Genomic DNA, 12,478 nt, shown 5'->3' with positions numbered 1-12,478 from the left:
ATGCCGATAACAGAGACAGGTTAAAGGCTGAAACAGAAAAAGGGCTGGTAATTGGTTTACCCTCTATCCTAAAATAGCCGTCCAGATGGTTTTCCATCTAAACAGGTTACTATCCAGGCGGTGTTGGCCTGCTGTGCTGACACAACCTCACTGCTCGCGGCTTTGCCTGAAGGGGCGTCAGGTCAGACCACCTCACTGGCGCTATGCAGTCGTACTCAAACCATATTTAAGGTAAAGAACAGAATGGCTAAACACCTTTTTACGTCCGAGTCTGTATCAGAAGGACATCCCGATAAAATCGCCGACCAGATCTCCGATGCTGTGCTGGATGCGATCCTTGAACAGGATCCTAAAGCGCGCGTGGCCTGCGAAACCTACGTTAAAACAGGTATGGTGCTGGTTGGCGGTGAAATCACCACCAGCGCCTGGGTTGATATCGAAGAGATCACCCGTAAAACCGTACGTGAAATCGGCTATGTCCATTCCGATATGGGCTTTGACGCCAACTCCTGCGCGGTATTAAGCGCGATTGGTAAACAGTCTCAGGATATCAATCAGGGCGTTGACCGTACCGATCCGCTGGAACAGGGCGCGGGCGACCAGGGCCTGATGTTCGGCTATGCCACCAACGAAACAGACGTGCTGATGCCTGCGCCGGTGACCTATGCGCACCGTCTGGTACAGCGTCAGGCTGAAGTGCGTAAAAACGGCACCCTGCCGTGGCTGCGTCCGGATGCCAAGAGCCAGGTCACTTTCCAGTATGACGATGGCAAAATCGTGGGCATCGATGCAGTTGTGCTCTCTACCCAGCACGCTGAATCCATCAGCCAGAAAGATCTGCAGGAAGCGGTGATGGAAGAGATCATCAAGCCGGTTCTGCCCGCAGAGTGGCTGAGCGCCTCGACCAAATATCACATCAACCCAACCGGTCGCTTTGTGATCGGCGGCCCGATGGGCGATTGCGGTCTGACCGGTCGTAAAATCATCGTAGACACCTACGGCGGTATGGCACGTCACGGTGGCGGTGCGTTCTCGGGTAAAGATCCATCTAAAGTTGACCGCTCTGCAGCCTATGCGGCACGTTACGTGGCGAAAAACATCGTAGCGGCCGGCCTTGCTGACCGTTGTGAAATCCAGGTCTCCTACGCTATCGGCGTGGCTGAACCCACTTCTATCATGGTGGAAACCTTCGGTACCGAGAAAATCTCTACCGAACAGCTGACGCTGCTGGTGCGCGAGTTCTTCGACCTGCGTCCATATGGTCTGATCCAGATGCTGGATCTGCTGCACCCAATCTATAAAGAGACCGCAGCTTACGGCCACTTTGGTCGTGAACATTTCCCATGGGAAAAAACCGACAAAGCTGCCCTGCTGCGTGAAGCGGCTGGCCTGTAAGGTTAACGACTGCAGATAAAAACCCTGCCACTACGGCAGGGTTTTTTATTGCCTTTTCAGCCCCATTGCTAACCGGAGCAATTTTGCTCCCGCTACCCTTCTGAACGACAGCCCAGCGCAATTTCTGGTGAGCGCGTGACGACAAAAAAAACGCATCTGCCCGACATCTTCTTCTCTCTGCAGCAAATTTTCAGTTTTCAGCTACACTTCTTTTCGCTTTTTCTGACGATTAAATGTTAACGATTACAAATTGAAATGCTTTGTTTATCCGATATTTAGGAATTAACGCACGTAGTTATTCTGCTGAAAATGCGTTATTTTCAGCGTCGTCTGATAGCCAGTAAATAGAGCATTGTCAGAAACTTAATGAGTGCTATACCTCACTGGTTAATTAATCTTTCCGGGAAAAATATGCTGAATTTCAGGGTTTCAGCGTGTGTAAGCGATTACACTGATGTGATCAAGCTCACTTTTTTCCCGCAAAAGGTTTTTTAACATTGATAAAAACAATGATGGATAAACCTGGAGGCTAAAATGCCTGGCAATACACACAAAAGCAGAACTTCAAATAAGGCGATGACCTTATTTGTCTGCTTTCTGGCGGCCCTTGCGGGTCTGCTGTTCGGTCTGGATATCGGCGTTATCGCCGGTGCTCTGCCGTTTATCGCAAAGGACTTTAACGTCACCCCTCATCAGCAGGAGTGGATCGTCAGTTCCATGATGTTTGGTGCGGCGGTCGGTGCTATCGGCAGCGGCTGGATGTCATCCCGCCTGGGCCGTAAAAAAAGCCTGATGGCCGGTGCGATTCTGTTCGTTATCGGTTCACTCTGGTCGGCGATGTCGCCAAACCCGGAAATGCTGATCAGCGCCCGCGTTCTGCTGGGTCTGGCAGTCGGTATCGCCTCTTATACTGCCCCGCTTTATCTTTCTGAGATCGCTCCGGAAAAAATTCGCGGCAGTATGATTTCGCTTTATCAGCTGATGATTACCATCGGTATTCTTGGTGCTTACCTGTCCGATACGGCGTTCAGCTTTACCGGCAACTGGCGCTGGATGCTGGGCATCATCACTATTCCGGCACTGTTGCTGCTGGTCGGCGTTTTCTTCCTGCCAAACAGCCCACGCTGGCTGGCGGCGCGAGGCAACTTCCGCGATGCACAACGCGTACTGGATCGTCTGCGTGACACCAGCGAGCAGGCAAAACGTGAGCTGGAAGAGATCCGTGAAAGTCTGAAGATCAAACAGTCTGGCTGGGGTCTGTTCACCAGCAGCAGCCACTTCCGTCGTGCGGTCTATCTCGGCATCCTGCTGCAGGTGATGCAGCAGTTTACCGGCATGAACGTCATCATGTACTACGCGCCAAAAATCTTTGAAATCGCGGGCTTCACCAACACCACCCAGCAGATGTGGGGCACGGTGATTGTGGGTCTGGTTAACGTACTGGCGACCTTTATTGCCATTGGCCTGGTGGATCGCTGGGGTCGTAAACCTACCCTGATTCTGGGCTTTATGGTGATGGCAGCCGGTATGGGCGTTCTGGGTACGATGCTGCACTTCGGCATTCACTCGCCGGGCGCACAGTACTTTGCGGTAGGTATGCTGCTGATGTTCATCATCGGTTTTGCGATGTCAGCCGGTCCGTTGATCTGGGTACTCTGTTCCGAAATTCAGCCGCTGAAAGGCCGCGATTTCGGTATCACTGTCTCCACCACCACCAACTGGATCGCGAACATGATCGTAGGTGCGACCTTCCTGACGATGCTGAATACGCTGGGCAATGCGAACACCTTCTGGGTCTACGCACTGCTTAACCTGTTCTTCATTCTGCTGACGGTGATGCTGATCCCTGAGACCAAAAACGTCTCGCTGGAACACATCGAACGTAACCTGATGGCAGGTAAAAAACTGCGCGACATCGGTTCACGCGATTAATTTTACCCGGTAAAAAACGCGGTAAAAAAAACGGCGGGGTTTCTCTGGAAACCCAGCCGTTTTTATTTGTTCAACGCCCCACTACGCTGTGGTTACCCGCGTTACCGGCAGGGGCCGCCGTATGCAGCAGAGCGCCAGCGCCATAATGAAAATGGTCGCGGTCTGATTATAGGGCAGCACCGAATCGGTCAGTCCGGTGGTAAATAGCGCCACCATCGGCAGCGCCACGCCGCGCAGATCACACTTCTTCAGCCAGCCCGCCAGCACAGTCAGATAGAGCAGCGCCAGCGACGCCGTACCCAGCCAGCCCTGCAATGACGTCACCTCGAGGAACTCGTTGTGCATGTTGTATTTAACGTTGGTGAAGCCTTCAACATTGAGAGGATAGTGCGCAGTGATGAACTGACGCGCCTCAGTGGTGCGCGCATCCGGCGTCGCAAAACCGCCATGGTGCTCAATAAAGTTGACCGCCCCGCCCCAGATGGCGACACGTGCGCCCAGCGAGGTCGAACTGTTTGAACCAAAGTTCTCAATATCCTGCACTCCCTCTACCCAGCGGTTGCTGGTCATCAGAATCAGCACCGCCATTACGCCCACCATCAGAGCGCTAATCCGCCAGTTAGTCAGCAGCGACAGCCGGTAGGTCTGCACCAGGAACAGCAGCCCCACGGCAATCAGCGCAATCAGAGTCACACGGGTGCCGCACAGGTAGAGCAAGGCAAAGGTCACTGCCAGCACAGCGATATCGGCCACCTTCCAGTAAGCGTGCGTCTCATAGCGGCTTAGCCACAGCCAGGCACAATAGATAAACAGAATCATGTAGGAGGACATGGAGGCGGCTTCGGTGGTGAGCTTGATGCGGATATTCTCAGTGTAGAAATGCTCGTGGATACCAAAGCCCAGCGTAATCAGCAGGCCAAGAAGGATGAGCCCTTTTCCGACGCGTAGCGTAGTCAGGGAGACACGATCCCCATAAACAGCCAGACTGAGCAGCACAAAGGCACCCATCAACAGCCGCTTCGCGCCCAGCAGATAGTTGCCCATATTAGTGATGGCATCGCCTGAGGGCGCGGTTTCGATCCCCTTCACGTGAATCGCCCAGAACAGTCGAATCAAGGCAAAGATAATCAGCACAGCAAACAGGGCGATATAAAAACCGTTCTCTTTAAAGTCCACCCGCCTGCGCACCAGGCCATACAGCACGGACGCGATAGAGAGATAAGAGACCAGATAAAATATTTTTTGCGGCAGGCCGGTAACAAACATATTCAGTGACAGCGCCAGGCAGAGCGCAATAACTGAAAAATTAACCATTAACGTTAATCCATTGCGACTGATTTTATTCGTCATGCTTAACCTCAGTAAGGCGGTTAAACACACTCATCAGGTGCTTCATATAATTTTCCTCATAAAAACCGGTGATGCTCGCTTTAATAGCCTGATGATCGGGGAAGTAGAAATCCCCGCTCATGGCGTTGAGAATCGCGGCCAGCGCCATGCTGTCATGGGTGGGATAGAGCTGACCATTAATACCGTTCTGAATAATTTCCGCCGGGCCGCTGATGCAGTCGGATGAAACACAGTAGACGCCGCGTGACATCGCCTCCAGCAGGATCAGCGGGAAGCCTTCGAAGTTAGAGGTCATGACCAGGCAGGTGACCTGTCTGATATGGCGGATGACATACTCCCAGGCATTCTCCTGCCAGCCATGCCAGGTGATGCGATCCTGAATGCCGAGTTGCGTCACGTAGTGCTGACATTGCGTCAGATCTTCCCCGTCACCCACTATCTCCAGCGTCCAGGGCGCATCCAGCTGCTGCAGGGCATCAAACAGATCTTTAAGCTGTTTCTGCCGCTGATAATGGACGCGACCAATATAGAGAAACTTCAGCGCCTGGGGTCTGCCGATTACCGTGTCATTGCGTTTGATCGGGTTATAGATCACGTCAACGTCAGTGGCGCGTGCGCCCAGTTCCACCAGCTGCTCTTTAATCTGATTACTGATCGCAAAATGGTGATCGGCCCGCAGCAGATAATGGGGACGATAACGTTCACGCGGAGGCAGGTGCATCCAGCTCGACAATACGATTTTACGTCCTGAAAGCGTGATTGCCCGGCGCGTCATCAGGCAGGGAATGGTGTTGAGGGTCAGGACATGATCGGGCTGATAACGACGAAAGAAGGCGGCCATTCTCAGCGTATGAATAAGATTTTTTATTTTCTTATTCCGCAGCGTGCAGACGCTCTCAGCCAGAACAGCATTGGCGGTCCAGGCGCGGGAGTGGCTCTCCTCTCCGCTGTTGATAATAAACAGCCCTGCTTCAGTACCGGGTTCCGCATTCAGGGCCTTAATCAACTGACCAGTCACATTTTCCATCCCACCACGACCGGCCATCAGATCCGTCACCAGCACAATCCGTTGTTTCCTGACGTTATCATTATTTTTCATTGGTTTATCCATGCCCTGTGCCGTTCGCTTTTCATCCATCCACTCTGCGGTGAATGTCATTAATAGAATATTCTAAAAAAGCCCATAACAATATTTAAACCAGAAATTTTCCCCCAGCCAGAACCACACTTGTCGCTGGCGACGTTGAGTTCCTGCGCGGCGGCGATTATTCTGAGCGCCATGAAAACGCCTCGTCTCCCCATTGCCCTGCAGCAGGCCGTAATGCGCTCGCTGCGCCAGTCGCTTGAACGTGCGAATCAGGCGCTGAAAACCCGTTATCCGGAACCGAAGCTGCTCTACCAGCAGCGTGGTACGGCGGCGGGCACCGCCTGGCTGGCGTCCTGGGAAATTCGCATCAATCCTGTGCTGCTGCTGGAAAACCAGCAGGCATTTATCGATGAAGTAGTGCCGCATGAGCTGGCGCATCTGCTGGTCTGGAAGCAATTTGGTCGCGTTGCGCCGCACGGCAAAGAGTGGAAGTGGATGATGGAGCAGGTGCTGGGCGTTCCGGCACGGCGTACTCACCAGTTTGAGATCGCATCCGTGCGCAGCAACACCTTTGCTTACCGCTGTCAGTGCCAGCAGCATCAGCTGACCGTGCGCCGCCACAATCGTATACTGCGCAAAGAGAGTGAATATCGCTGCGTGCACTGTGGCAGCCTGCTGACCGCGGGTGAATTTGTCGCGTCCTGAGAAGAATCCCCATTCCGCCCTATTCCACATTCTGTTACCCTGCCGCCCTTTTTCGTACTGAGTAGAAATCTGGAATATGTCTCGCATACTAAGTCTGGCGGTTGCGCTGCTGTTTGCGCCCGCCGCTGACGCCCTCAACCTGAATAACTATCATCAAAATAACTTTCAGCAGGCCAAAACCTTTGCGGCGGCGATCAACGCCGATGCACCGGGTTCTTTTTACTGTGGCTGTAAGATTCAGTGGCAGGGAAAAAAGGGGATTCCCGATCTCAACAGCTGTGGCTATCAGGTGCGCAAAAACGCCAATCGCGCCGCACGCATTGAGTGGGAACATGTGATGCCGGCCTGGGAGTTTGGTCATCAGCGCCAGTGCTGGCAGGATGGCGGTCGTAAAAACTGCAGCAAAGATCCCGACTACCGTCGCATCGAAACCGACCTGCACAACCTGCAGCCTGCGGTGGGTGAAGTGAATGGCGACCGTGGCAACTTCGCCTACAGTCAATGGAACGGCAGCGAGCAGCAGTACGGCCAGTGTGAGATGAAGATCGACTTTAAACTCAAACAGGCGGAGCCACCTGCGCGGGCGCGTGGTGCCATTGCCCGCACCTATTTCTATATGCGCGACCAGTATCATCTGCGTATTTCGCGCCAGCAGACGCAGCTGTTTACCGCCTGGAACAAGCTCTATCCCGTATCAGTTTGGGAGTGCGAACGCGACCAGCGCATTGCAAAGGTTCAGGGCAATCACAATCCTTATGTGCAGCAGGCTTGCCAGCGCTAAAATCCCTGCCCTACACTAGCTCTTTTTCCAATGACGCCGCTGCAGCGCGGCGTCCGGTCTCAGGAACCTTATGCGCATACCTCGCATCTATCACGCCGGTCCATTAAGCATCGGCAGTGAAATTACCCTGGATGAAGATGCATCCAATCATGTGGGCCGGGTGCTCCGGATGACGGCAGGTCAGCGTCTGGAACTCTTTGATGGCACTAATCTGACTTTTGCAGCAGAGATCACGCATGTAGATAAAAAGCGTGTAAAAGTATCGGTCACAGAGAGCCAGCCGGACGATCGCGAGTCACCGTTACATCTGCATTTAGGTCAGGTGATGTCGCGCGGTGAAAAAATGGAATTCACTATCCAGAAATCGATCGAACTGGGCGTGAATGTCATTACACCCTTGTTTTCCGAGCGCTGTGGCGTAAAGCTTGATGCTGAGCGTCTGGCGAAGAAGATCCAGCAGTGGCAGAAAATTGCTATTGCCGCCTGCGAGCAGTGCGGCCGTAATCGCGTGCCGGAGATTCGTGAAGCGATGACGCTGGAAGCCTGGTGTGCAGAAGCGGATAGCGGTCTGAAGCTTAATCTGCATCCGCGCGCCAGCCACAGCATCAACACGCTGCCACAGCCTGTTGAGCGGGTAAGGTTGCTGATTGGCCCTGAAGGCGGTTTGTCTGCGGACGAGATTGCGATGACGGCGCAGCACGATTTTACTGACATTCTGCTTGGCCCACGGGTATTGCGTACCGAAACTACCGCGCTGACGGCCATTACGGCACTTCAGGTGAGGTTTGGCGACCTGGGTTAAGCGATACTTTCAGCGGAAAGAGAGCAGGCATGATGTCCTGACCGATCGGCCCACTGCAGACCGAACCAGACGAGGCGGTAAATGCCGCCTCACCGAGGAGATAATAATGATTAAACTTGGCATCGTGATGGACCCTATTTCGTCCATCAATATTAAAAAAGACTCCAGCTTCGCTATGCTGCTGGAAGCACAGCGCCGTGGTTATGAAATTCACTACATGGAGATGCACGATCTCTCACTGCGCGGTGGCGTGGCCTCGGCCCGCACCCGCCTGCTGACCGTCGAGCAGAACCCTGAGAACTGGTATCAGTTCGGCAGCGAGCAGGTGATCCCGCTGGCTGACCTGAATGTGGTGCTGATGCGCAAAGATCCGCCATTCGATACCGAGTTCATCTATGCGACCTATATTCTGGAGCGCGCTGAAGAGCTGGGTACGCTGATCGTGAACAAACCGCAGAGCCTGCGTGACTGTAACGAAAAGCTCTACACCGCCTGGTTTGCCGAGTTTACGCCTGACACTCTGGTGACCCGCAGCAAAGCGCAGCTGCGCGCTTTCTGGCAGGAGCATGGCGACATCATCATGAAGCCGCTGGATGGCATGGGTGGTGCGTCGATTTTCCGCGTGAAGAAAGATGATCCTAACTTTGGCGTGATTACCGAAACCCTGACCGAGCATGAGAGCCGTTTCTGCATGGCGCAGAATTATATTGCGGCGATCACCGAGGGTGACAAACGCGTGCTGGTCGTCGATGGCGAGCCGGTGCCTTACTGCCTGGCGCGTATCCCTCAGGGCGGTGAAACGCGTGGTAACCTCGCCGCCGGTGGTCGCGGTGAAGCGCGTCCGCTGAGCGAAAGCGACTGGGAAATCGCGCGCCGTGTTGGTCCGACGCTGAAAGCAAAAGGGCTGATTTTTGTCGGTCTGGACATCATCGGTGATAAACTGACTGAAGTTAACGTGACCAGCCCAACCTGCATTCGTGAAATTGAGGCTGCGTTCCCGATCTCCATCACCGGCATGTTGATGGATGCCATTGAGAAGCGCCTGGGCTGAGCATGACGCCGGGGCGAAGCTCCGTGATCAACCCAATACCGGTGCGGCCGTCGCGTGCCGGTTATTTTTTTGGTACATCGTGTGAGAATGAATTTACAACATCACTTTTTGATTGCCATGCCTTCATTGCAGGATCCTTTCTTCAAACGTTCCGTAGTCTATCTCTGCGAACATAACGAAGAGGGTGCAATGGGACTGATCATCAATAAACCCATGGAAAACCTGACGGTTGAAGGCATTCTGAAGAAGCTCAAAATCTCTGCTGACGATCGCGATCCGGCGATCAAGCTGGATAAACCGGTGTTTACCGGCGGTCCGCTGGCGGAAGATCGTGGCTTTATCCTGCACTCCGCGCAACGCACCTTTACCTCCAGTATTCGTGTTTCCGATAACACGATCATCACCACGTCCCGTGACGTGCTGGAGTCGATCGGTACGGCGTCTCAGCCCACTAACGTGCTGGTAGCGCTGGGTTACTGCGCCTGGGAAAAAGATCAGCTGGAGAATGAGCTGATGGAAAACGCCTGGCTGACCACGCCCGCTAACAGCAACATCCTGTTCCAGACGCCGATTTCAGAGCGCTGGCGCGAAGCGGCGCGCAGTATTGGCGTCGATATTCACAACATGGCCAGCGACGCCGGACACGCCTGATGTCAACTCAAACTCTGTTAGGATTCGACTTCGGCACCAAAAGTATTGGTGTCGCCGTAGGTCAGCAACTCACTGGCAGCGCCCGTCCGCTGACCGCCCTGAAAGCGCAGGATGGCATCCCGGACTGGCTGGTAATTGAAAAACTGCTGAAAGAGTGGCAGCCCGATTTCGTGGTGGTGGGATTACCGCTGAATATGGATGGCACCGAGCAGCCGCTGACCGATCGCGCACGTAAATTTGCCAACCGCCTGCACGGGCGCTTTGGCATCCGCGTGGAGCTGCAGGATGAACGACTCAGCACGGTAGAAGCGCGTGCTGGCCTGTTTGAACGCGGCGGCTATCGCGCGCTCAATAAAGGATCGGTCGACTCACAGTCTGCTGCCATCATTTTGCAGGACTGGTTCGAAAACCATTACTGACATCCTCACTCAATCAGTCCGGCAGCCTGACGCGCCAGCCTGCTCTGCTCAAACGTCTGCATACCGGCCTGTGCGCCGGTTTGTAACAGCGCAGGGATCTGGTGCATCTTGCCTTCTCTGATCAGATTGGTGATGCCCGGTGTGGCGATCAGTACCTCAAACAGTCCGATGCGCGAACCGGCAACTGACGGCACCAGCCGCTGTGCAATTACCGCTTTCAGGCTTCCCGCCAGCTGAGTACGCACCAGCTGTTTCTCCTCTGCCGGAAAGACATCAACCAGCCGATCCACCGCCTGCGCTGCGCCACGCGTGTGTAGCGTCGCCAGCACCAGATGGCCGGTCTCCGCAGCTGTCAGTGCCTGACGAATAGTGTCGCTGTCACGCAGTTCGCCCAGCAGTATAACGTCGGGATCTTCACGCAGTGCTGCCTTTACTCCCAGCGAGAACGAACCGCAGTGCAGGCCGATTTCCCGCTGCTGTATCAGCGACCGCTGGCTGTGATGGATAAATTCAATCGGATCTTCCAGCGTGATGATATGCCGCGCCTGCTGGCGGTTCAGCGCATCGACCAGCGCCGCCAGCGTGGTTGATTTACCGCTGCCGGTCGCACCCGTCACCAGAATCAGCCCATCCTGCTGCTCCAGCAGCGTCGGGACAATGGCGGGCAGTTGCAGGCTTTCCAGCGTCGGGCATGCCGTGGCGATGATGCGCAGTGCCAGTGACAGGCCGTTGCGCTGCATAAAGAGATTCGCGCGCAGACGCTGACCATCGGCCAGGCTCAGGGCGAAATCGAGCTGCCCTGCGCGCTCCAGCTCCTGACGCTGCGGGTCACTTAGCCAGCGGGCCATAAACTGCGCCATCCATGCGCCAGAAAGCGGGCACTGCTGCGGCATCGCCTCCAGCCTTCCCTGACGCCGCCAGTAGGGCAAATGTCCGCTGCAAAGGTGCAGATCGGCGGCATTATGCTTTACACTAAGCCCCACCATTTCATCCAGATTCATAATTTCTCCTGACTATGACCTCAATCCAGCAGAACCTACAGCAAGTGCGGCAGCGAATCGCTGCTGCTGCCGCGAGTTGCGGCCGCGCACCAGAAGAAATTACCCTGCTTGCAGTCAGTAAAACCAAACCTGCGAGCGCGGTCGAAGAAGCCTTTGCCGCTGGCCAGATTGCCTTTGGTGAAAATTACGTTCAGGAAGGGGTTGAAAAGGTCCAGGCACTGGCCGCACATCCTGAGCTGGAGTGGCACTTCATCGGCCCGCTGCAGTCCAATAAAAGCCGTCTGGTGGCGGAACATTTCGCCTGGTGTCACACCATTGACCGTCAGCGCATCGCGCAGCGGCTCAACGATCAGCGGCCTGCTTCGCTGCCACCGCTGAATGTGTTAATTCAGGTAAATATCAGTGACGAGAACAGCAAATCTGGCATCATGCTGGAGGCCGTTTCCGGGCTGGCGGAACAGATCGCTGCCCTGCCGCAACTGCGGCTGCGCGGATTAATGGCGATTCCGGCAGCAGAGAGTGATTACGCGCGGCAGCTGGCGGTGTGTCAGCAGATGGCGGAAGCCTTCCGGCAGCTGCAACAACACTATCCGCATGCAGACACGCTTTCGCTGGGAATGAGCGATGACATGGAGGCGGCAATCGCCGCAGGCAGTACGATGGTGCGTATCGGCACCGCCATTTTTGGCGCACGAGATTATGCGCACAACTCACAACAATAACAGAGGAACTTCATGTTAACACTGACGTTTTTAGTAAAAACGCTGATCGATCTCTACGTCATGGTGCTGCTGTTACGCATCTGGATGCAGTGGTCCCGCTGCGATTTTTACAATCCAGTGGCGCAGTTTGTCGTAAAGGTGACACAGCCGATTGTTAAGCCGCTGCGCCGTATACTGCCGGCACTGGGACCGATAGATACCGCCTCGCTGCTGCTGGCATTTGTGCTGACTACGCTGAAATACCCGATTTTATTGCTGATTCAGGTGGGCGTCTTCTCGGTCGACCCAACCAATCTGCTGGTCGGCCTGCTGTCGCTGGTTAAATCCGCCGGCTATCTGGTCTTCTGGGTGATTATTATTCGCTCCCTGATGAGCTGGATCAGCCAGGGCCGGGGTCCTGTCGACTATCTGCTGGTGCAGTTAACCGAGCCGATGATGGCACCTGTTCGCCGTATTCTGCCTGCGATGGGCGGCATCGATTTCTCAGCGATGATCGTCATCCTGGTGCTGTATGCCCTGAACTTTCTCGGCATGGACCTGTTCCCGGGTCTCTGGTATCTGCTGTAAATGAATCAAACTGGA

Annotated in this window: 13 protein-coding genes; 10 read left to right on the top strand and 3 right to left on the bottom strand. The window is 54.6% G+C overall.

All coding sequences use genetic code 11. From position 1 onward, the window contains the following. Window positions 1-243: 243 nt before the first annotated feature. Together metK and HFD87_RS19560 are read left to right on the top strand one after the other, a co-directional pair. Window positions 244-1,395, top strand: coding sequence for a methionine adenosyltransferase (metK, locus tag HFD87_RS19565; protein ID WP_010248851.1), 1,152 nt, complete (start codon window positions 244-246; stop codon window positions 1,393-1,395). Between the two features lie 534 nt (window positions 1,396-1,929). After that, on the top strand, window positions 1,930-3,327 hold the full coding sequence (locus HFD87_RS19560; protein WP_010248855.1) for a sugar porter family MFS transporter: 1,398 nt from the start codon (window positions 1,930-1,932) through the stop codon (window positions 3,325-3,327). 81 nt (window positions 3,328-3,408) lie between these two features. Here the strand turns inward: HFD87_RS19560 and HFD87_RS19555 are convergent, their stop codons facing one another. Continuing rightward, entirely contained in the window at window positions 3,409-4,641 is a 1,233-nt protein-coding gene (locus HFD87_RS19555; protein ID WP_167423824.1) for an O-antigen ligase, read from the bottom strand. A 25-nt stretch (window positions 4,642-4,666) separates the two neighbouring features. Continuing rightward, the gene (locus HFD87_RS19550; protein ID WP_050499114.1) at window positions 4,667-5,815 is read right to left on the bottom strand and encodes a glycosyltransferase; all 1,149 of its coding nucleotides are present in this window, start codon (window positions 5,813-5,815) and stop codon (window positions 4,667-4,669) included. A 141-nt stretch (window positions 5,816-5,956) separates the two neighbouring features. Between HFD87_RS19550 and HFD87_RS19545 the strand changes: the two genes are divergently transcribed. From HFD87_RS19545 to ruvX, 6 genes are all read left to right on the top strand, one after another. Beyond that, the gene (locus HFD87_RS19545) at window positions 5,957-6,469 is read left to right on the top strand and encodes a SprT family zinc-dependent metalloprotease (RefSeq protein ID WP_069026548.1); all 513 of its coding nucleotides are present in this window, start codon (window positions 5,957-5,959) and stop codon (window positions 6,467-6,469) included. A 76-nt stretch (window positions 6,470-6,545) separates the two neighbouring features. Further along, window positions 6,546-7,250, top strand: a complete 705-nt coding sequence (gene endA / locus HFD87_RS19540) for a deoxyribonuclease I (protein WP_060681026.1) — start codon at window positions 6,546-6,548, stop codon at window positions 7,248-7,250. A 70-nt stretch (window positions 7,251-7,320) separates the two neighbouring features. Then, window positions 7,321-8,052 carry a 16S rRNA (uracil(1498)-N(3))-methyltransferase gene (rsmE, locus tag HFD87_RS19535; RefSeq protein ID WP_010248866.1) on the top strand — a complete coding sequence of 244 codons (732 nt, stop codon included), beginning with the start codon at window positions 7,321-7,323 and terminating at the stop codon, window positions 8,050-8,052. Window positions 8,053-8,158: 106 nt separating this feature from the next. Then, complete coding sequence (gshB, locus tag HFD87_RS19530) at window positions 8,159-9,103, top strand: glutathione synthase (protein WP_010248868.1); 945 nt, start codon at window positions 8,159-8,161, stop codon at window positions 9,101-9,103. 87 nt (window positions 9,104-9,190) lie between these two features. Further along, window positions 9,191-9,754, top strand: coding sequence for a YqgE/AlgH family protein (locus HFD87_RS19525; RefSeq protein ID WP_010248870.1), 564 nt, complete (start codon window positions 9,191-9,193; stop codon window positions 9,752-9,754). Further along, window positions 9,754-10,173 (top strand): Holliday junction resolvase RuvX, encoded by a 420-nt coding sequence (ruvX, locus tag HFD87_RS19520; RefSeq protein ID WP_003853387.1) that lies wholly within the window; start codon window positions 9,754-9,756, stop codon window positions 10,171-10,173. The genes HFD87_RS19525 and ruvX overlap by 1 nt, the downstream gene beginning before the upstream one ends. Before the next feature lie 5 nt (window positions 10,174-10,178). Here ruvX and HFD87_RS19515 read toward each other — a convergent pair whose 3' ends face one another. Next, window positions 10,179-11,174 carry a type IV pilus twitching motility protein PilT gene (locus HFD87_RS19515; RefSeq protein WP_167423823.1) on the bottom strand — a complete coding sequence of 332 codons (996 nt, stop codon included), beginning with the start codon at window positions 11,172-11,174 and terminating at the stop codon, window positions 10,179-10,181. Between the two features lie 14 nt (window positions 11,175-11,188). On the opposite strand from HFD87_RS19515, the gene HFD87_RS19510 reads away from it, so the two are divergent. Together HFD87_RS19510 and HFD87_RS19505 are read left to right on the top strand one after the other, a co-directional pair. After that, complete coding sequence (locus HFD87_RS19510; protein WP_010671071.1) at window positions 11,189-11,896, top strand: YggS family pyridoxal phosphate-dependent enzyme; 708 nt, start codon at window positions 11,189-11,191, stop codon at window positions 11,894-11,896. A 12-nt stretch (window positions 11,897-11,908) separates the two neighbouring features. Further along, window positions 11,909-12,463, top strand: coding sequence for a YggT family protein (locus tag HFD87_RS19505; protein ID WP_010248879.1), 555 nt, complete (start codon window positions 11,909-11,911; stop codon window positions 12,461-12,463). Window positions 12,464-12,478: the final 15 nt, after the last annotated feature.

Source organism: Pantoea sp. EKM21T, assembly GCF_011800405.1.
GTDB lineage: Bacteria > Pseudomonadota > Gammaproteobacteria > Enterobacterales > Enterobacteriaceae > Pantoea > Pantoea agglomerans.
This window is presented reverse-complemented; position numbering and strand designations above follow the sequence as displayed.

Excerpts from the sequence above, each read along its gene's own strand:
- metK (WP_010248851.1), top strand. The coding sequence starts at position 244 with ATGGCTAAACACCTTTTTACGTCCGAGTCTGTATCAGAAGGACATCCC.
- HFD87_RS19560 (WP_010248855.1), top strand. The coding sequence starts at position 1,930 with ATGCCTGGCAATACACACAAAAGCAGAACTTCAAATAAGGCGATGACC.
- HFD87_RS19555 (WP_167423824.1), bottom strand. The coding sequence starts at position 4,641 with ATGGTTAATTTTTCAGTTATTGCGCTCTGCCTGGCGCTGTCACTGAAT.
- HFD87_RS19550 (WP_050499114.1), bottom strand. The coding sequence starts at position 5,815 with ATGGATGAAAAGCGAACGGCACAGGGCATGGATAAACCAATGAAAAAT.
- HFD87_RS19545 (WP_069026548.1), top strand. The coding sequence starts at position 5,957 with ATGAAAACGCCTCGTCTCCCCATTGCCCTGCAGCAGGCCGTAATGCGC.
- endA (WP_060681026.1), top strand. The coding sequence starts at position 6,546 with ATGTCTCGCATACTAAGTCTGGCGGTTGCGCTGCTGTTTGCGCCCGCC.
- rsmE (WP_010248866.1), top strand. The coding sequence starts at position 7,321 with ATGCGCATACCTCGCATCTATCACGCCGGTCCATTAAGCATCGGCAGT.
- gshB (WP_010248868.1), top strand. The coding sequence starts at position 8,159 with ATGATTAAACTTGGCATCGTGATGGACCCTATTTCGTCCATCAATATT.
- HFD87_RS19525 (WP_010248870.1), top strand. The coding sequence starts at position 9,191 with ATGAATTTACAACATCACTTTTTGATTGCCATGCCTTCATTGCAGGAT.
- ruvX (WP_003853387.1), top strand. The coding sequence starts at position 9,754 with ATGTCAACTCAAACTCTGTTAGGATTCGACTTCGGCACCAAAAGTATT.
- HFD87_RS19515 (WP_167423823.1), bottom strand. The coding sequence starts at position 11,174 with ATGAATCTGGATGAAATGGTGGGGCTTAGTGTAAAGCATAATGCCGCC.
- HFD87_RS19510 (WP_010671071.1), top strand. The coding sequence starts at position 11,189 with ATGACCTCAATCCAGCAGAACCTACAGCAAGTGCGGCAGCGAATCGCT.
- HFD87_RS19505 (WP_010248879.1), top strand. The coding sequence starts at position 11,909 with ATGTTAACACTGACGTTTTTAGTAAAAACGCTGATCGATCTCTACGTC.